The 18,770-nt window shown below is 40.6% G+C and carries 17 protein-coding genes; all 17 read right to left on the reverse strand.

The window, feature by feature from the left end; all coding sequences use genetic code 11:
* Positions 1 to 313 precede the first annotated feature (313 nt).
* The 17 genes from ACXAD1_RS19385 to mdh all read right to left on the reverse strand — a co-directional run bounded on the left by ACXAD1_RS19385 (position 314) and on the right by mdh (position 18,608).
* Positions 314 to 1,186, reverse strand: a complete 873-nt coding sequence (locus tag ACXAD1_RS19385; RefSeq protein ID WP_474910798.1) for a putative sporulation protein YtxC — start codon at positions 1,184 to 1,186, stop codon at positions 314 to 316.
* A gap of 143 nt (positions 1,187 to 1,329) precedes the next feature.
* Positions 1,330 to 2,259 carry a primosomal protein DnaI gene (dnaI, locus tag ACXAD1_RS19390; protein ID WP_206839316.1) on the reverse strand — a complete coding sequence of 310 codons (930 nt, stop codon included), beginning with the start codon at positions 2,257 to 2,259 and terminating at the stop codon, positions 1,330 to 1,332.
* Positions 2,259 to 3,695: a replication initiation and membrane attachment family protein gene (locus ACXAD1_RS19395; RefSeq protein WP_370221781.1), complete on the reverse strand. Its 1,437-nt coding sequence runs from the start codon at positions 3,693 to 3,695 to the stop codon at positions 2,259 to 2,261. The genes dnaI and ACXAD1_RS19395 overlap by 1 nt, the downstream gene beginning before the upstream one ends.
* Before the next feature lie 140 nt (positions 3,696 to 3,835).
* Entirely contained in the window at positions 3,836 to 4,297 is a 462-nt protein-coding gene (nrdR, locus tag ACXAD1_RS19400) for a transcriptional regulator NrdR (protein WP_206839317.1), read from the reverse strand.
* Between the two features lie 316 nt (positions 4,298 to 4,613).
* Positions 4,614 to 5,018 carry a hypothetical protein gene (locus ACXAD1_RS19405; RefSeq protein ID WP_206839054.1) on the reverse strand — a complete coding sequence of 135 codons (405 nt, stop codon included), beginning with the start codon at positions 5,016 to 5,018 and terminating at the stop codon, positions 4,614 to 4,616.
* Between the two features lie 148 nt (positions 5,019 to 5,166).
* Positions 5,167 to 5,541, reverse strand: a complete 375-nt coding sequence (speD, locus tag ACXAD1_RS19410) for an adenosylmethionine decarboxylase (protein ID WP_009333223.1) — start codon at positions 5,539 to 5,541, stop codon at positions 5,167 to 5,169.
* Positions 5,542 to 5,864: 323 nt separating this feature from the next.
* A complete protein-coding gene (locus ACXAD1_RS19415; RefSeq protein ID WP_206839055.1) occupies positions 5,865 to 6,896 on the reverse strand; it encodes a glyceraldehyde-3-phosphate dehydrogenase in 1,032 nt (343 codons plus the stop codon).
* Between the two features lie 245 nt (positions 6,897 to 7,141).
* Positions 7,142 to 7,741 (reverse strand): dephospho-CoA kinase, encoded by a 600-nt coding sequence (gene coaE, locus ACXAD1_RS19420; RefSeq protein WP_474910799.1) that lies wholly within the window; start codon positions 7,739 to 7,741, stop codon positions 7,142 to 7,144.
* Between the two features lie 24 nt (positions 7,742 to 7,765).
* A complete protein-coding gene (ytaF, locus tag ACXAD1_RS19425) occupies positions 7,766 to 8,401 on the reverse strand; it encodes a sporulation membrane protein YtaF (RefSeq protein ID WP_474910800.1) in 636 nt (211 codons plus the stop codon).
* 94 nt (positions 8,402 to 8,495) lie between these two features.
* Positions 8,496 to 9,323, reverse strand: a complete 828-nt coding sequence (gene mutM / locus ACXAD1_RS19430; protein WP_474910801.1) for a DNA-formamidopyrimidine glycosylase — start codon at positions 9,321 to 9,323, stop codon at positions 8,496 to 8,498.
* A 63-nt stretch (positions 9,324 to 9,386) separates the two neighbouring features.
* Positions 9,387 to 12,020, reverse strand: a complete 2,634-nt coding sequence (gene polA / locus ACXAD1_RS19435; protein WP_474910802.1) for a DNA polymerase I — start codon at positions 12,018 to 12,020, stop codon at positions 9,387 to 9,389.
* A 123-nt stretch (positions 12,021 to 12,143) separates the two neighbouring features.
* Positions 12,144 to 13,076 (reverse strand): protease modulator HflC, encoded by a 933-nt coding sequence (gene hflC / locus ACXAD1_RS19440; protein ID WP_206839061.1) that lies wholly within the window; start codon positions 13,074 to 13,076, stop codon positions 12,144 to 12,146.
* Positions 13,069 to 14,034: an FtsH protease activity modulator HflK gene (gene hflK, locus ACXAD1_RS19445; RefSeq protein WP_206839062.1), complete on the reverse strand. Its 966-nt coding sequence runs from the start codon at positions 14,032 to 14,034 to the stop codon at positions 13,069 to 13,071. Before hflK ends, hflC begins: the two co-directional genes overlap by 8 nt.
* 243 nt (positions 14,035 to 14,277) lie before the next feature.
* A complete protein-coding gene (gene pnpS / locus ACXAD1_RS19450; RefSeq protein WP_206839063.1) occupies positions 14,278 to 16,053 on the reverse strand; it encodes a two-component system histidine kinase PnpS in 1,776 nt (591 codons plus the stop codon).
* The gene (locus ACXAD1_RS19455; RefSeq protein WP_206839064.1) at positions 16,050 to 16,766 is read right to left on the reverse strand and encodes a response regulator transcription factor; all 717 of its coding nucleotides are present in this window, start codon (positions 16,764 to 16,766) and stop codon (positions 16,050 to 16,052) included. The genes pnpS and ACXAD1_RS19455 overlap by 4 nt, the downstream gene beginning before the upstream one ends.
* A gap of 226 nt (positions 16,767 to 16,992) precedes the next feature.
* The gene (locus ACXAD1_RS19460; protein ID WP_206839065.1) at positions 16,993 to 17,469 is read right to left on the reverse strand and encodes a MaoC/PaaZ C-terminal domain-containing protein; all 477 of its coding nucleotides are present in this window, start codon (positions 17,467 to 17,469) and stop codon (positions 16,993 to 16,995) included.
* Between the two features lie 197 nt (positions 17,470 to 17,666).
* Positions 17,667 to 18,608 (reverse strand): malate dehydrogenase, encoded by a 942-nt coding sequence (gene mdh, locus ACXAD1_RS19465; RefSeq protein WP_206839066.1) that lies wholly within the window; start codon positions 18,606 to 18,608, stop codon positions 17,667 to 17,669.
* Between the last annotated feature and the right edge of the window lie 162 nt (positions 18,609 to 18,770).

Raw genomic sequence — 18,770 nt, forward strand, 5'->3', positions numbered from 1 at the left:
TGCTATAGCGTTTTACACTAAAAAAATAAAAAAACCCGTCCCTAAAAAAGGGACGAGTTGTATTTAACACGCGGTTCCACCCTACTTCTCGTTCTCTTAGAAAAAAAACGACTCTGTAGTAAGATAACGGTCTTTTCCCGCCAGCCCATTTCCTGGCTGGAGTTCAGAGGCGGTAAGCATTCGAATCGTGTTAGGAAGGTTTCAGCCTTGCCTTCCCTCTCTTTAAACCGTATTAGAATACCCATATCCTCATCGCAACTTGTGCTCGATTTTTATAATATGTACGTTATTATAGTTTGTTATTTCAGGAAAATCAAGGGTATCTTTTACATTTTTCATCATCGGCATTTTGATATTTATAAAAGTCTTCAATAGATCTTAATTCAAGTCTTTCTTCAAAAATATTGCGGATTGTTCTGACCAGCGGCTGGTCGAAATCATCCGAGTACAGATAAATAGCTGAGGGTGCGATTGAGAGCAGCGGAGCAATCGTAACGGAATCCACGTATACAGGATGATTGGATAATAGCTTGCGGTCAATCATTCTTAATAGCTCTCCACGTTTAATTTCGCACAATTGCCCATCATAAAAATAAACGCTTTCTCCCATCAGGACATGGATCGTATTAATCTTTGGCTCCTTTCCTGCCAGGAAATCTCTCAATGTATGAATAAACATCTGGTATTCCTGCTCCATTTTATATTCATCGATGGAAACTTCAACGTATTTGGTCATTTCATTCATAAGCGGCCGCATCCGGAATTTTACGAAAGAATCAAAAGAAAAGGAAATGTTATTCTGGAACAGCAGGTCAATAGCACTTTTCAAGCTTTCTTTTACATCCAGGCCACTGACAAACGCAGCAAGATCCTCCCGGCTTCCTTCCAAAATAGAGTGAATGATTTCAAGAATCTGCTGCTGCTCGCCTTCGTCCTCATAATAATAATGCTCCATCAGTATCCGTTTAAACCAATCATCCTGCTTCTGGCTCACTATAAATTGGAAAAACACTTCCTTAACAGTATTTAGGACATCGCTGCTATTATCAGCAGAAACTCTGACTATATGTTGATCTTCAAAATGAAGAATATTATTATCACATTGACAAAAAGACTGCAGCTGTTCATAAAGATGCTCATAAAAATTCCTCGCATCCGTGCTGCTTTGGAAAATGATTTCGATCAACCAAATCCCCCCTTTATACAAATCTCTGTTCTATGTATATGGCGGACTTGGCCAAGTTAGAAGCGGGATTAGCCTTTTAGTGCATTAAACTATTGTAAATTGAATAATAAAAGCTGCCGGACACTTTATCGGCAGCTTTCAGGTTATACTCTTCTGTTCGGTCCTTCTACAAGCACTGGTTCAGCAAGGTATTTAATACGCTCCATGATTCTCCTTGCCTTCATTTTCTCCTCCTCGCCGCGCTGGCTGTAGGAGAGATGATGTTCGAGACCCTGCAGATCGAAATTGGAAGTAAAGAAGGTTGGCAGGCTTTCCTGCATGCGGAACTGCAGAATTGGCCCTAATATCTCATCCCTTGTCCAGCTGGACATGGTTTCGGCACCAATGTCATCGAACATTAAAACAGGTGCTTTTTTAATGGTTTCAATCTTGCTGTTCAAAGTTTGATCTCCAATTGAATTCTTCAATTCCCTGAATAGTTCGGGAACGTAGACAATCATGGAGGATACTTTCTGGCTTGCAAGCTTATTGGCAATAGCACCAAGCAAATAAGATTTGCCTACACCGAATTTCCCATAAAAATAAATTCCCTTTCCCTTGGATCCCGGCTGGTAGTCCATGACAAAAGATGCCGCCTTATCAACAGCCTCAATGCGATCGTCATCATCATATATGGAATCAAAAGTGGCATGAAGGATATCCGATGGTACATATAAGCTCTGAATTAATTTTTCATTTCTCCGCTTCTCATCGTGCATGACCTTTCGAGGGCACTTATCATATTTCAAATCGACCGATCCTCTTTGAATTACAAGTTCCGGATGATAGCCCTGCATAAAATTCACACAGCCCTCCAAGCTCGGACATTTATTGCATTCCTTGCTCTGCTGTGTATACTCAAAGAGTTTGCTAAGGCTCTTTTCAACCATCTCAGATGTCAATTCATCCCGATGAGTTTGGATAAAAGCCTTCACTTCAGGGTGATTAAGCGTTTGATTCCTCATCATTTCATACCTTTTTTGAAAACCTTCATTGCCCGCAAGGCGCCTTAATGTTTCATTAATTTTCTCCATCAATCAGTCACCTCCTGTGAACGCAGTTTTTTTAATTTTTCATGAAGCTCCTTTTTTTTCATTTCCAGCTCATACTGATCCTTTTCGCTTACTTGCTGCTGAGGCTCTGTCTTTTTGGCGGATGCACTGCTTTTTTCATCAAACCAGTCCGGAAGCATTTCTGTCCTGATCGGCTTCTTTTTGTTTCCAGTTGTGCTGGCTGTTTTCTTTCCTTCCGCCCAATCCAGGTATTGCCGGTGTTCTTTCTTAGCTAAATCAATAGCTGCCTTGGGTGTTTTAATTTTCTTTCTAGCCCAGTGACCAGCTATTTTTTCTACGTAGCCTTTGGTCAATTTCATATCTGTTTTGAGCATAACATATTGAATCAGCACATTAATTACCCCTGGCAAAAGCTTTTGCTGAAACATGACATCTTCAATGATCTGCAGGTCGCCTTTTGATGGATCTGCCCCTCCTGATATATCTTTTAACAGCTGCCTTGGTGAGGTGATTTCCAAATAACGGATCAACTCTTCTTCCTGTGTTTCAGGCTGTTTTTTATGAGACTGATGGATGGCAGGCTGAACCCTGTCAATCAGGGATGGCAGCTGGTCCTGGTTCTGGAATTGATACCAGTCCCGTGCAGATTTTCTCAACTCATCAATGTTTATCTCATCATCTTCATTTACAGCGCTGATGACGATATTTTTCATTTGAATAGGGTCAATTCCGTACAAAAAGGCAAGATTGCTGATGGATTCCTTTACTTTAACTGTGATGGCCTTTTTCGGTACTAGTGATTCATTCAGCCCTGCCTGAAGCAGTTCAAAATTAAAATCTTCATTCCCGATTTGAATGCCTTCCTGTTCCTGCCTTCCAATATACCCTTCTGTCTCTGATTCATTCATCAGCTGCACCACTTCATCGTCAACCTCAAAAGAACCAGGGTGTCCTGATTTAAATACATCCTGAAAAGCCTTTGTAACTTCCTCATATCCTGTGGCTGTCTTTACCTTCTGGTCTGAGAAGAAGCGTTTCAGCCTCATAAATTGGTTTCTGCCCAATTTCTTATAAAGATAAATATTGAGCATGCCATCAAGGAAAAATTGTTCAGGTGTCAGCGGGGGGAGAAGTTCATAAATAAATGACCTTGTCTCTTCATCTTTATTTACGTATACCTTTAAAAGTCCTATCCCTTCTAGCTTGAGGCGGGCTTCATATATATCCTTAAGCCCCATGCCCATGAAATTCATTAAACTATGGTGTGAATTAGAAGATGCCCATAGCCGGTTTTCTTCAAGTTCCGCCCATAATGTCATATATAAACTGAAGCACACAGAGCCAATGAGCGGCTGATATAACAGAGTCAGCACTTTTCGGTCATAATCATGCAAAAGCCCGCTGGCTGCTACTGTATATCGATCAATGGGGAGCATCTCCTGCCAATGCTGGGCCATGGTGTTCACCTTTTTCTATTAAGAATATTTATTACTCTGATTAATATCAAAAGCATATACCGTAAAAAAAGAGCCAAAGAAATCCTTCAGCCCATTAGACTATTTCATTAGAAATCAGGGACAGCAGCAACTGACCTGATTTAAGATTGTTCTTTTTTGATTAATTCTTTGAGTTCATCGATAAAAACATTAATATCTTTAAATTGCCTGTATACAGATGCGAAACGAACATATGCCACATCATCCACATTTGCGAGCCTGTCCATAACCATTTCGCCAATTTCATCGCTTTTTATTTCGGAGACACCGTTGCTGCGGAGCTCTTTTTCCACATCAAAAGTAATTTCCTCCAGATCCTTTAGGGCAACCGGCCTCTTTTCACATGCTTTAATAAGGCCTCTCAGTATTTTTTCCCGGCTGAATTCCTCTCTGGTGCCTTCTTTTTTCACAACGATTAAAGGAATTTCTTCCACTTTTTCAAAAGTCGTAAACCGGTATCCGCATTTCTCGCATTCCCTTCTGCGCCGAATGGACCTGCTGTCATCAACAGGACGGGAATCGAGAACACGGGTATTATTGTTTTGGCATGAAGGGCATCTCATACAATCAGCTCCGAATTCTTTTATAAAGTGAAACTTCAATCAGGGGGTCCCCCGCTGATTGTTAGTTGAGGCCAACAGGAAGTGGTTCACAAAGACGTTGCCACAGGACGTGGCGTTCTTAGGCTTTGTTCTTCTATCGGGCCTTTACGGGCAGTTTTCCCCCGCTTACCCTCCTTCGATTCCCTTGAGGCTTGAAGTGGGGGGTTACTGCCCGTTAGACAGCGATAAATAAGTAATTTTGCTGGCTTTAGACCAATTACCGTATTTTATTTGTTACTCTTATCTTATAAAAAAGGAGTTGTCAGTACAAGTACAACTATTTATCTGCGTTTCTTGCAGAACCGAGAAAATCATGCCGTTTATTCACCTTTTCATAAATGGAAAGAACTTCTCTTTTAAGTATTGGGTGTACACCTGCCGGAGAGGATTGCTCAGTTGAGATATTGATATCTACAGCCGTTTCGAAAGGCCTGACAGTTACGACTGTGACAATGGCAAAACAAGATTTATCTTTCTTAATTTCTGCTGCAATCTCTCCGTGTTCTTTGGAAATGCTGAGAATGTTTACATTTTGGTCTGCTTTGAATAATTCTTCAATCGTCTGCAGCATTTGAGCTGTATTGGTTCTATAATATCTTGTAGTGAGCTCTGGATCAGAGTGGTTTTCATTTGTTTCACACTGCTTTTTATAGCGGCTGGCAAGCTGCCTGAAAATAGACATCCTCTTTCCTCCGTTATTTTTCATGTATCCTTATTGTACTATTTTTTTTTTACGGGAGATACTAAAGGTAATGTATTTAAGCAAATTTAAGCAAAATAAAAAGAGGTGTATTCAATACACCTCTGGATTGCTTAAGATCATTCTGTTATTAAAGCACTTGAGCTTGTTTAACTTGAACTGGACCCATACCGCGAGGAATTTCGATATTCTCACGCGTTTGAGCTCCTAACGATTCTGCAATAAAGTCTGCAGCGATGTTAGGGTCAAGATCTCCACACGTATACACATCAATGCTGGCATAGCCATGCTCCGGGAAGCTGTGAATAGTTAAATGAGATTCAGAGATGATAACCACTCCGCTTACACCCTGTGGCGCAAACTTATGAAATGCAACCTCGCGAATTTCAGCACCAGACTTTAATGCAGCATTTACAAATGTCTGCTCAATAAAATCCATATCATTTAACTTTTCAAAATCGCATCCCCAAAGTTCTGAGATAACGTGACGACCCATAGTTTCCATATTCAAATTTCCCCCTTTAAACTTTTAAGCTATTAATTAATGAAATTCCAGATTTTAACTGGTCCATAACTACCACGGGGGAAAGTTAGTCCAGAGAGGTCCTAACCCTTTAAGTAGCTACCATACCAAAACCTCGGAGAAGTTCACGAGGATTAGTATACTTTGTTTAATTTCTTTTTGCAACACATTGTTTTACATTTTTTTTGGCAAAATTTCTGAAGACTTTTCCTTCTCAGGATATAATTTTGTCCAATAAAAGGAGCCTGCCGGGGAATGGCAGGCTTTAAAAGTATGGGTAGTTTTATATTAAGAGAAACTGGCCATTATCCAATTTTTACGGCAGATGCCTGAAAAAGTTCCTGTGCAACAAATTTTGTTAAGTCTACAACGCGGCAAGAATAGCCCCACTCATTATCATACCAGGCAAGTACTTTCACTTTGCTGGAGCCGATTACCATAGTAGATAATCCATCAATGATGGCAGAATGTTCATTTGTGTTGAAATCAATTGAAACCAGTGGTTCGTCAGTAATATCAAGGATACCGTGCAGCGATCCCTGTGAAGCAGTTGCAAAAGCCGCATTCACTTCTTCAATTGTGACGTCTTGCTTTAAGTCTACAACAAGGTCAACTAAAGAAACGTTTGGCGTTGGGACACGGAGTGCCATTCCATGCAATTTGCCCTTTAAGTGAGGCAATACCAGCGACAAAGCTTTGGCGGCACCAGTGGAAGTCGGGATTATAGACTGTCCGCAGGCACGTGCCCGGCGTAAATCCTTATGCGGGTTATCAATATTCTTTTGGTCGTTTGTATATGCATGAACTGTTGTCATAAGTCCGTTTTCAATTCCAAATTGTTCATCAAGGACTTTTGCAACAGGTGCAAGGCAGTTTGTTGTACATGATGCATTTGAAATAATATCATGTTCTTCAATTTTTAATGCGCTTTCATTTACACCCATAACTATAGTCACATCTTCATTTTTTCCAGGAGCAGTAAGTATTACCTTTTTTGCTCCAGCTTCAAGGTGAAGTGCCGCTTTATCACGGGAATTGAATTTTCCTGTAGCTTCAATGACAATATCGATGTTCATTTCTTTCCAGGGAAGTTCTTGAGGATTCCGGCTGCTGACAAGCTGAACCCTTTTACCGTTTACAACAATAGCATTGTCTTCTGGAACAACACTTCCTTCGAATGGTCCATGATTTGTATCATATTTAATTAAGTGTGCCAAAGTTTCAGCAGGATAGCTTGCATTTATGGCAGCCACTTCAAGATTTTCATCAAGGATGGCTTTTCTAAAAACCATACGTCCAATTCTTCCAAAACCATTAATCGCTATTCTCGCCTTCATGTTACGGCCCCTTCCACATTAGTGTTATACTTTTTATTGCTTCAAGTTGCTATTAGTATAACATATTGGTGTTCATTTGTGATGAATAAAATGCGGATTTTTTAATGTTTAACAATTCAGAAATATAAACTCTTTTCTATCACCAGATTTTATAGGGAAATGGCCTATTATTCCGAAACATTATGTTTATTTTTGTCATACTAATTGGGCATTAAATGCAACAAAAAAGAGCCTGTGACAGGCCCTTAGATAGCATTCCATTTTCTTAAAATATCCCACAATTGTGTCTCTGTTTCTTCAATTCTGCCATTATTATCGATTACAGCATCGGCCAATGCCTTCTTTTCTCTTAAAGGCATTTGGGAATGGATTCTTGCCATTGCTTCATTCTCGGAAAGCTGATTTCTTTGCATCAGTCTCTGCAGCTGTATATCTTCATCTGCATATACTAATAATGTTTTGTCGCACATGTATTGTAATTTACTTTCAAATAAAAGAGGTATATCAAGAATAATCAGTTGTTCATTATTCCTGATAGCTTGTTCCTTTTTGGCTGTCATTCTTTTGCGGACGGCAGGATGTACAATGCTATTTAAGGCTTTCCGCTCTTTTTCATCATGAAAAATAATGGAGCCCAGTTCTGCACGATCAATTGAACCGTCACTGAGGAGAACCCTTTCCCCAAAATGACGGACAATTTCCTGATAAGCTTCTTCTCCTTTTTCAACAGCTAGTCTGGCTTCTATATCCGCGTCGATTACAGTGTATCCTTTTTCGGTGAGGCGAGATGAAACGGTGCTTTTCCCGCTTGCAATCCCGCCTGTCAAACCTACAGTCAGTGACATAGTGTGTTCCTTTCATATAAAATGCTAGATTTTTAAGATCCCGATTACGATTAGAATAATTCCAGGAATGAATGAGAACTTATGGACCCAGCCGCTTTTGGAGAAGAGGGATCCTACCTGCATTCCCATAAACACAAACAGAGAACTCATAACGGCGACTGTCATTGCAAGGTAGAAAGGCGAGTACCCAAGCATGGCTGCACCGATTCCAGCTCCGAAAGCATCAAGCGATAAAGCGAGCCCGAGCATAAGTGCTTCAATTCCTGTGATGGTTCCCGATTTATCAAAATCAGCAGACATCGGCTTTTTCAGGATATTAATGACAAGCCCAAGAGATTTGATTTCCAGGTTTACAATCGTTTTTTCATGCGGCAGGACATCCTTAACCTTTTCCGGCCTGAAAAATTGATAAAGAACCCAGGCACCAAAAAAAATAAGAATGACTCCCCCTAAACTTTCAGCTAAAGCCGGAGATAAAAAGGCTTCTATAAAATGGCCAATTGTCATGGCAGCCATTAATGTTATAGCTGAACAGCAAGCGATTATACTGATCGATTTAAATGGTATTCTCATTTTCCTTAAGCCATAGGTTAAACCGACACTAAAACTGTCAAGACTGACAGCAAAAGCAAGTATCAAAAGTGAGAATGTATGCGCCATAGAATAGAGCTCCTTCCTGACAATCGCTACGATAGTATATGGAAGAAGCCCATCCAATGTTATTCGAAACGCATTTCAGCTCTATTCTTCATTGTTATTTTTTCTGGCAAACTGGACAGTAAACTGTCCCCCTGCCTCCTGTCACGATCCGCTCAAGCGTGCTTCCGCAGACTTTGCAATCTTCCCCTTTTCGCCCATAAACAAAAAGTTCGAGCTGAAACATGCCAATTTGCCCCTGGGAATTAACATAGGAGCGAATGGTGCTCCCTCCCTTATCAACTGCTTCACTCAGAGTATCCGCAATCTCTTTGTGAAGTGTCTCCAATTCTCTTCTTGTTAAGCTATTTGCCGCTCTTTCTGGATGTATTCCTGAACGAAATAATGCTTCATCGACATAAATATTTCCTAGCCCTACGATCGTTTTCTGATCGAGAAGTGCAGTTTTGATATTACGGGTGGTACGGGAAAGTCTTGCAGCAAGGTCGTCTGCCGTAAACTCTTCTGCAAATGGTTCCGGTCCAAGGTGTGCCAGCGGAAGAGTCTTAAATTCTTCGCCCTTTGCATATAGGTGCATCGTTCCAAATTTACGGACATCCTTATATCTGAGCTCTGTACCATCTGTAAAATGAAAAATCACATGAGTGTGTTTTTCAACAGGTTCTTCTTTTGAAAAAAGGCCGTACCTGCCTTCCATTCTCAGATGGGACACAAGGGCATAATCATTGGTATAGAGAATTAGAAACTTTCCTCTTCTGCCAATGTCCTGAAAAATTTGGCCTGCTAAAGCATCCTTGAATTGTGCAAGCTCTTCCGGATGCTTAACCATTTTGGGCCAGAAAACCGAAACATGTGCAATGGTTTTGCCGATCACCAATTCCTGCAATGTTCTTCTGACCGTTTCAACTTCAGGAAGTTCCGGCATGGTCCCCCTCCTTTTTAATACAGTTTAGAAAACTTTTTTTGTATTCAAAAATACAATCTGCTTTTATTTCGCATCAAACCACGTTGGCCCAAAAGAATAATCCACTTTAAGCGGAACTTTCAATTCTACTGCATTTTCCATAACGTCCGGTACGATTTTTTTGAGCGCCTCTATTTCATCCTCTGGTACTTCAAAGATCAGTTCATCGTGAACCTGCAGCAGTAGGCGTGCTTTGAGTTCTTCTTTTCTTAAGCGGTCAGCCATATCAATCATGGCTTTTTTAATTATATCTGCTGCGCTTCCCTGGATTGGTGTGTTCATGGCGGTTCTTTCTGCAAAGCTTCGCAGGTTGAAGTTTCGGCTTGTGATTTCAGGCAGATACCTTCTTCTGTGAAGAAGGGTCGAGACATATCCTTTTTGTTTTGCATCATGGATAATATCGTCCATGTACTGCTTAACGCCAGGATAGCTTTCCAGATAGCGGTTAATAAATTTACCGGCTTCTTTTCTTGTGATGCCAAGGCTTTGGGAAAGGCCATAATCACTGATTCCGTAGACAATTCCAAAGTTAACAGCCTTTGCATGGCGCCGCATATTGGACGTTACTTCATCAGCATTAACGTGGAATACTTCCATTGCCGTTTTGGTGTGAATATCCATATCTTCATTAAATGCTTCAATGAGCTTTTCATCATTCGCAATATGAGCCAGCACTCTCAGTTCAATCTGCGAGTAGTCTGCTGCAAAGATGGCCCAGCCAGGTTCTGACGGGACAAATGCCTGCCTGATTTTTCGCCCTTCCTCCAGCCGGATCGGAATATTTTGCAGGTTCGGGTCTGTTGAGCTTAATCTACCTGTCTGTGTAAGAGCCTGATTAAACCTGGTGTGGACTTTGCCGGTTTCATAGTTAACCACCTTAAGCAGGCCTTCAATATAAGTGGATTGAAGTTTGCCAAGCTGTCGGTAATGGAGGATGTCCCGGATAATTTCATGGCTGTTCTCAAGCTTTTCAAGAACATCAGCAGAAGTGGAATAGCCTGTTTTGGTTTTTTTTATGGCAGGCAGCCCTAATTTTTCAAAAAGGATCACACCGAGCTGTTTTGGAGAATTAATATTAAAGGCTTCCCCGGCAAGCTCATGTATGCGCTTTTCGATTTCATCCAGTTTGGAGAGCAGGTCTTGTCCCATTGTTTTCAGGCGTTCAAGATCCACTTTAATACCGGTTGATTCCATATCAGCTAAAATCAGTGACAGCGGCATTTCCAGGTCATAAAACAACTCGGATTGCTGGTTCTCCTTCAATTCACTATCCAGTTTTTCCTTCAGTGTCATCAAGGCCGCTGCTTTCCTTGCCAAATGCCCGGCAAGCTCCTTATTTTCCGGAATCCGCCTTTTTGCTCCTTTTCCGTAAAAAGCTTCATCAGATTGAATCGCATTATAGCCATGATTTTTTGCTATAGAGGCCATATCTTCAATGGTCTGAGACGGGTTAATAAGATAAGAAGCAATATAAAGGTCAAAATCGGCACCTTTTAGATGAATACCATGATGACGGAGTGAGACTTCCGATCTTTTTGCATCATAGACTGTCTTCTTTTTGGTTTCATCTTCAGCCCATCTTTTAAAAACATCAGACTCTAAAGCCGTATCTTTGGAGAAGAAGAAATTCCCCTTATCATTTGCAACGGAAAAACCAATGATGTCTGCATAATGATAATTATCTTCCAGAAGCTCAACATAGAATGCATTTTCATCAGTAAACATTTCTTCCTTAATTTCAGCTGCAATGGTAAATTCAATTTCTTCCAGATTCTCTTCGATTGCATCTGTGTCCCCGCCAAGTTTTTCCAGTAAAGAGTTAAAGCCTAATTCTTTAAAGATGCTTATGACTTTTTCTTTTTCAAAACCTTCATATTCAATGTCTTCAATTTTAATTTCAACAGGGGCTTCTCTGGTGATAGTGGCAAGTTCCTTGCTCATTAAAGCCTGATCCCTGAATTCTTCCAGCTTTTCTTTCAGTTTTTTTCCGCCTACCTTATCAACAGAATCCAAGAGTTTTTCAAGGGTACCAAACTCTTTCAGCAATTTAAGAGCTGTTTTTTCGCCCACTCCTGGAACACCTGGGATATTATCTGAACTATCTCCCATTAGGCCTTTCATATCAATAATCCTGTCAGCAGTGATTCCGTATTTTTCTTCTATATGTGCTGGTGTGTATTCTTCTATATCAGTAATGCCTTTGCGGGTAATGCTGACTGTTACAGAATCGGAACTTAACTGTGTCAAATCCTTATCCCCTGATATAACTTTAACTTCATAGCCATCTTTTTCGGCATGGAGGGACAGAGTTCCAATAATATCATCCGCTTCAAAGTTTTCCAGTTCATATCTGGAGATTCCGTAAGCATCGAGAAGTTCTCTGATATAAGGGAACTGCTCTGATAGCTCAGGCGGTGTTTTCTGCCTTCCTCCTTTATACTCGCTGAAGGTTTTATGGCGGAAGGTTGTTTTTCCGGCATCGAACGCCACAAGGAGATGGGTTGGTTTTTCATCCTCCAGTATCCTTTGCAGCATCATGGTAAATCCGTAGACAGCATTTGTATGTATTCCTTTATCGTTGTTTAAAAGCGGCAGAGCAAAAAATGCCCGATAAGCGATGCTGTTGCCATCTATCAGAACAAGCTTTTTTTTATCCAACTAATATCTCCTCCTATCAGAAAAGCGCAAGCGGCTTGCCCACAATAAAAAAGCCGATATTTTCCTTTATTCTATCATGAGCAGATAGAGAAAGAAAAATAACGGCTTTTGGGTTATAAATTATTAATCCGTATATCCCATCAGCAGCCGGGCATATGGTGAGTCCGAAGGGAGAACAATTACAGTCTCGCCATTAATGGTCTTTTTATAGGATTCAAGCGTGCGGTATAAGGAATAAAATTCAGGATCCTTTGAAAAGGCTTCGTTGTAGACCTTCGCAGCTCCCGCTTCTCCTTCCGCCCGGATCGTTTCAGCATCCGCCTGGGCCTTGGCAAGCATTTCCCTGACATTTCTGTCCGTTTCAGCAATGATAATATTCTTTTGGGCATCACCCTTGGACAGGTATTCCTGGGCTGTTGACTGGCGCTCGGAAATCATCCTGGTATATACGGACTGTTCGTTTTCTGCCGGTAAATCTGTTCGTTTAATTCTTACATCTGTTACTGTGATTCCATAGTTATCGTTTGATAGCAATTCATTCACTTTAGAAGTAATTTGATCATTCAATGATCCCCTTGATGACTTTTCATCATTAATTATTTCATCATAATTCAGCCGGCCCAATTCGGAGCGGGTCACGGAGTAGATGAACTCTTCCATTCTGGCCTCCGCTCCCTCCAATGTTCTGGCGTTTGAGATCATTTTTTTCGGGTCATCAATTTTCCATACAGCATAATTATCGATTATCATGACCTTTTTGTCCTTTGTATTGATTTCAGCTTCTGACACATCATAAGTCATTTGGTATTTTGGGAGCGTGGAAACACTTTGGATAAATGGTATTTTGTATGTTAATCCAGGCTTGCTCTCAATCCTGACCACCTCCCCAAATTGACGGATGACCTTGTACTCCCCTTCCTTTACAATAAAAAGGTTGCTGAATAGAATTACTAGTGCGGCAATGATAAGCACAAGGATGATTCCAAGTTTGGTATAACTTCTCCACTGGAAATTCCCGCCCCGTTCATTGATATTTACGACATTTTGATCACTCATTATCCGCACCACCTTCCTCTTTCTGTTTGGGCTGTTCTTTCTCAAGAGGCCTGATCGGGAAATATTTCATTGTATTTCCATCGTCATTCATAATGTAAATTTCAGCACCTGGAAGGACTTGCTCCAGCGTTTCAATGACAAGCCGCTCTCTAGTGATATCAGGATTATTCTTGTATTCTCCGTACAATTTATTAAATACTGCCACATCTCCACGTGCTCTTTCCAGACGTGCTGCCTTTTCACCTTCCGCTTTAGAGGCAAGAGCCTTCTTCTCACCTTCTGCTTCATTCATTCTCTGGTTCTTATATTTTTCTGCTTCATTTATTTTGGTATTGGCTGTTTCCCTTGCATCCGTTACATCCGTAAAGGCTTTTCTTACATCGTCATTCGGCAATTCCACATCCTGCAGTTTGACTGCAAGAACGGAGATGCCAATATCATATTTGCCAATTAAAGAGGTAAGGAGCTCTCTGACATCCGCTTCGATCTCTGCTTTCCCTGAGGTAAGCGCGTCATCTATCTTAGAACCTCCTATAATACTTCTTAAGGATGAGGAAGTAGCATCGTATAGAATTTCTTCTGGATCTTCAGCATTATAAAGATATTTTTCAGGATCCGTAATTTTCCACTGTACAACCAGATCTGCCAAAACGATATTTTCATCCCCGGTTATCATCTTTGTCTCATCAGGAAAATCCTTTATTTCTCCATCTTTTTCTTCATATCCAAACTGCAGAGAAAAAGTTTCTTTTGAAAGCTTCTCCACGCTCTGAACAGGCCATGGCAATTTGAAATGAAGTCCCGGCTCCGTAATGCCTTCCTCAACTTTCCCAAATGTTAAAATAACTGCCTGATCCGATTCATCGACGGTGTACCATGTTGTAAAGGCAACTATACTTAATATAACAATTGCCAGAATTAGCCCTGCGATTGTATAAATTCGCTTTAAGCTGACCATTTCTCTCTCCCCTTCCCTAGCGCTTTCTATAACTTTTCATACGATTTATTTACGTAAAGGTTTCATAAATATGACAAAAGTTAAAGAAAGATGATCAAAAATGAAAAAGGCGAAAGCGGGGTCAGCTTTCACCTTTTTCTATGGCTCCTTGGATGAAGGGGTTTAACAATTATGATTTTATCAGCGGAATGTAAAGTTGACATAAATCTGCTGTAAAATTAATGTAAAGTTAATCCTGCCACTTCAACCATTTTTTTCATTAATCAGTTTAGGAAGTTCAATTAAAAAGGAGGTGCCTTTGCCGACCTCACTTTTTACTGAGATGGATCCTTTATGCGCTTCAACCAGATGCTTTACGATGGCAAGGCCCAATCCTGTTCCTCCGGAATTTCTGCTTCTGGCTTTATCCACCCGATAAAAACGTTCAAAAATACGCGGAATTTCACTGGCTTCAATCCCAATTCCTGTATCCCTTATTTCAGTCAATACTGTGCTGCCGGTCTTTGCAGCCGAAATATAGATGACCCCCTGATTCGGCGTATAAGAAATAGCATTTGATATGATATTTATAAACACCTGCTTAAGCCGGTGAACATCACCTTCAATATATACCGGTTTTTCATCTCTCTGATATTCAAAAACAATTTCCTTTTCTGCTGCTTTCCCTTTCATTATGGCCATCACATCTTCGAGCACATCAGTCAGATCCAGCTGCTGAATGGAAAGACTGAATCCTTGCTTTTCGATTTTCGATAGATCCAGCAAATCCTGAATAAGAGATTGGAGCCGGTCACTTTCCTTCAAAATGATACTGAGGAAATCATTCAGAGCCTGTTTGTTTTCCATCGCACCATCCAAAAGAGTTTCCGAAAAACCCTTAATAGAAGTTATAGGTGTTTTCAATTCATGGGAAACGTTTGCTACAAAATCCTTCCTCATCTGCTCCAGCTTCTTCAGTTCTGTAATATCATGAAAAACAAGCAAAATCCCTTTCCATTCATCATTTGTGCCAATTATCGGGACTCCATATACTTCAAAGTAACGTCGTTCGATATTGACAGGAATAATAAGCTGCTTTTTTACTTTCTGTTCAGTCATGAAAATTTCTTCGACCATTTCCGTAATACCTTTGTGTTCAATCACTTCATAATAGAGCTTGTATAGGTATTCGGAAGGATTTACATTAAAAACCTCTTTATATGGCCGGTTCATTAAATTAATATAGCCTCTGCTGTCAATAAGAATCAGGCCGCTTCCCATATTTTCAATAAGAGCTCCAAGCCGGTCCTGCTGCATTTCCTGGGACTTCACCATTTCCTGAAGATTCCTTGCCAATACATTGATAGACTTACTCAGCATACCAGTTTCGTCTTCCTGATCTTCATATGTTCTTGCCCGGTAGTTTCCCTTTGTAAGTTCAATCGCAACCTTTGTGGCTGACTCGATAGGCTTTGTATATCGTGCTGTAATTCTTGATCCAAGCAGAATAATCACAAATAAAGAAAGTCCGAGGCTTATAGTCAAAATCCACCAAATCTGCTGATAAGCCTTTTGGAATTCAGCCATCTTTGTACTTAAGAAGATATAACCTTCCTTCTCGCCTTCTATCATGACAGGCTGCCAATAATAGTGCAGGTTAAACCCTCCGCCCACTTCCAATCCTGATTCATTTGCAGAATCCTTTTTTAAAACTTCTAATATAATTTCCTGATGCCTGATTTTTGTTGTCTCACTTTTGACGCTGCTGTCCATTAATATTCTGCCCTGGCTATCAGTAGCAGTTACACGCAAATCAAGAATCTCTCCGAACTCATTGACTTTATCAATACTAAGGGAGCCAATGCCTCCGTTGCCCTCAACATAGCTTGATACCAGTTCAGACTCTTTTTGCAGACGTGCATCAAATGTATTTAAATAATAGCTTTTAAAAAGCTGTCCTAAAAGAAGGCCTAGCGCAATTAAAACAACCAGAATTAAAGTGAGCAATGCAAATAACAGGCGGGTGCGAAACGTGTTCATTCGCCTTTAGGCTCCTCCAATTTATAGCCCAATCCGCGAATGGTTTTTATATATACAGGTTTTTTAGTGTTTGTTTCAATCTTCTCTCTTAAATGACTAATATGTACATCAACGATTCTTGTGTCTCCCGCAAAATCATAATTCCAGACTGCGCTAAGAAGCTGATCCCTTGTAAGAACACGGCTCTTATTCTTGGCAAGATATAATAGCAATTCAAATTCCTTCGGAGTTAATTCAAGAAGTTCATCTTCAAAATAAGCTTCATAATGCTGCGGAAATATCTTCAGCCCGCCAATCCGAAAAGAATCGCCATCTTCTGTTTTCTCCTCTGCAGCCTCAGGCACAAATTGAGTCCTCCTTAAGATGGCTTTAACTCTGGCTACCACTTCCCGGGGGCTGAAAGGTTTTGTCATGTAATCATCCGCACCCAATTCAAGGCCAAGAACCTTATCGAATTCATCATCCTTTGCAGTCAGCATCAAAATAGGTGTGGCAATTTTCTGCTGTCTAAGCTGTTTGCATACTTCAATTCCATCAAGCTTTGGAAGCATAAGATCAAGTACAATTAGATCCGGCTTTTCAGAAATGGCCAGATCTTTTCCCTCCTGGCCATCCATGGCTGTGATCACTTCATAGCCCGCCTGCTCCAGGTTATACTGAAGTAAAGTTACGATAGATTGTTCGTCATCTACAACTAGAATTTTCTTATCCATACGATCCTCCGAGTGAATGAATTACCCCTGTTTAAAACCTCAGCTGAAACAGCACCATTGGAGTGTCAGCGATCTTTTTAAAAGCAGGTATCCCTCCTGCCTATCAAACCCCTATTTGCCATATACCTTTATTATAATATATTTCATGATTTTTTTTCGGATCAATTGTTGGATGGTACTGGATTTCATAAAAAAAGATGTGCGTCTTCTGCACATCTTTTTACTATCAGAAATTATCCAGAGCATTCCCATCCATTGGCTGAGGCTTGTATGGCGGGCATATTAGGAGCTGTCCGTTAATAACCGTCTGCTCCTCTTCATTTGTTCCCTGTACCTTAATTTGTACGGTGTGACTTGAGGTGTTCACTTCTGTTACCTCGAATAAAAATTGAACGGTGCCATAATGATAGACAGGCTTCACATACTCGATCTCCTGCTTTAAAACATGGCTTCCTGGCCCCGGCAAATATTTTGATATGGCAGAGTTAATGATGCCGTTCAGCATAACACTTGGTACAATCGGTTTTTTATAAGGTGTTTGTGAGGCATAATCATGCTGGATATATAAAGGGTTTGCATCGTTCGTTAAGCCCAGGTATAGCAACAGGTCCTTATCTTCTATTTTTTCAGTAAGCGTCAATTTTTCGCCAACAGATATTTCATCAATGGTTCTTCCCAGTTTTCTTTTCTTTCCAAGCAGCATATCTAAGCACCTCCAAGTATTGTAACCGTTTACATAGTTGCTGTAAAAAATAGACTGTTAAATATTTTAAATTATTCAGTCTATTTTTTATATGATATCATTTTATACTATTTCCCAAAAGGGCTTCCAGTAAAAAAATTCGGAGATTGTCCCCGAATTTTTTTACTGTCTATTTTCTCAAATATTATTTTTTAGCCTCAGTACGCCAGAACTTCCATTACCTTGCGAACTGAATCTGCCGATTTATCGAGGGCAGCTTTTTCCTCGCTTGTCAGTTCTAGTTCTATTACTTTTTCAATTCCGTTTGCTCCAAGGATTGCAGGCACACCCAGATAGATTCCTTCGTAGCCATATTCTCCTTCAAGGTAAGCAATCGAAGGCAGAACACGTCGCTGATCTTTAAGGATAGCTTCACACATTTCCACAAGGGAAGCTGCTGGAGCATAGTATGCACTTCCGTTGCCTAATAAGTTGACGATTTCTCCCCCGCCTTTACGTGTGCGCTCAACAATGGCATCAAGTCGATCTTTTGAAATTAATGTTTCCAAAGGAATGCCGCCTGCATATGAATAGCGGACCATCGGAACCATGTCATCACCGTGTCCGCCAAGTACGAATCCCGTAATGTCTTTAACAGACAAATTTAGTTCCTGAGCAACAAATGTGCGGAAACGGGCTGTATCAAGAACGCCCGATTGTCCAATTACACGGTTTTTCGGGAATCCTGATTCTTTGAAAACTGTATAGGTCATCGCATCGACTGGATTAGTCAGAACCACAATATAGCTATTTGGGGAATGTGCTGCAATCTCCTGAGCTACACTTTTCATAATCTTCTGGTTTGTTTGTACAAGGTCGTCCCGGCTCATTCCCGGCTTCCGTGCAATGCCTGCTGTAATAACGACAATGTCAGAGTCCTTTGTATCTTCATAGCTTGAAGTACCCGTGATGTTCGCATCGAAACCTTGAACTGGACTTGCTTCAAGCATATCAAGAGCTTTTCCCTTTGTCGGATTTTCCATTTGCGGAATATCGACCAGTACAACGTCTCCAAGTTCCTTTTGGGCAAGCAAAAATGCGGTTGTTGCTCCAGTAAAACCTCCACCGATTACAGAAATCTTTTTGCGTTTCAATGACATGAGCAGTTCCTCCTTTAGGAAATGAAAGTATCAGGAATTTGCATTCCTTATGTAAGAGGCTGTTTTAATAAAACAGCCATCCTATTAACTTTACACATTCATCATTTACATAAATCGCCGGCTGTCCAGCTTCAGAAATTTCCCCAAGAAGCAATCTAAATA

This window comes from Cytobacillus sp. ABV4_503, assembly GCF_056158445.1.

Excerpts from the sequence above, each read along its gene's own strand:
- mdh (WP_206839066.1), bottom strand. The coding sequence starts at position 18,608 with ATGTCATTGAAACGCAAAAAGATTTCTGTAATCGGTGGAGGTTTTACT.
- ACXAD1_RS19405 (WP_206839054.1), bottom strand. The coding sequence starts at position 5,018 with ATGTCTATTTTCAGGCAGCTTGCCAGCCGCTATAAAAAGCAGTGTGAA.
- ACXAD1_RS19455 (WP_206839064.1), bottom strand. The coding sequence starts at position 16,766 with ATGGATAAGAAAATTCTAGTTGTAGATGACGAACAATCTATCGTAACT.
- speD (WP_009333223.1), bottom strand. The coding sequence starts at position 5,541 with ATGGAAACTATGGGTCGTCACGTTATCTCAGAACTTTGGGGATGCGAT.
- mutM (WP_474910801.1), bottom strand. The coding sequence starts at position 9,323 with ATGCCGGAACTTCCTGAAGTTGAAACGGTCAGAAGAACATTGCAGGAA.
- hflC (WP_206839061.1), bottom strand. The coding sequence starts at position 13,076 with ATGAGTGATCAAAATGTCGTAAATATCAATGAACGGGGCGGGAATTTC.
- nrdR (WP_206839317.1), bottom strand. The coding sequence starts at position 4,297 with ATGAGATGCCCTTCATGCCAAAACAATAATACCCGTGTTCTCGATTCC.
- ytaF (WP_474910800.1), bottom strand. The coding sequence starts at position 8,401 with ATGGCGCATACATTCTCACTTTTGATACTTGCTTTTGCTGTCAGTCTT.
- hflK (WP_206839062.1), bottom strand. The coding sequence starts at position 14,034 with ATGGTCAGCTTAAAGCGAATTTATACAATCGCAGGGCTAATTCTGGCA.
- ACXAD1_RS19460 (WP_206839065.1), bottom strand. The coding sequence starts at position 17,469 with ATGCTGCTTGGAAAGAAAAGAAAACTGGGAAGAACCATTGATGAAATA.
- ACXAD1_RS19415 (WP_206839055.1), bottom strand. The coding sequence starts at position 6,896 with ATGAAGGCGAGAATAGCGATTAATGGTTTTGGAAGAATTGGACGTATG.
- dnaI (WP_206839316.1), bottom strand. The coding sequence starts at position 2,259 with ATGGAGAAAATTAATGAAACATTAAGGCGCCTTGCGGGCAATGAAGGT.
- pnpS (WP_206839063.1), bottom strand. The coding sequence starts at position 16,053 with ATGAACACGTTTCGCACCCGCCTGTTATTTGCATTGCTCACTTTAATT.
- ACXAD1_RS19395 (WP_370221781.1), bottom strand. The coding sequence starts at position 3,695 with ATGGCCCAGCATTGGCAGGAGATGCTCCCCATTGATCGATATACAGTA.
- coaE (WP_474910799.1), bottom strand. The coding sequence starts at position 7,741 with ATGTCACTGACTGTAGGTTTGACAGGCGGGATTGCAAGCGGGAAAAGC.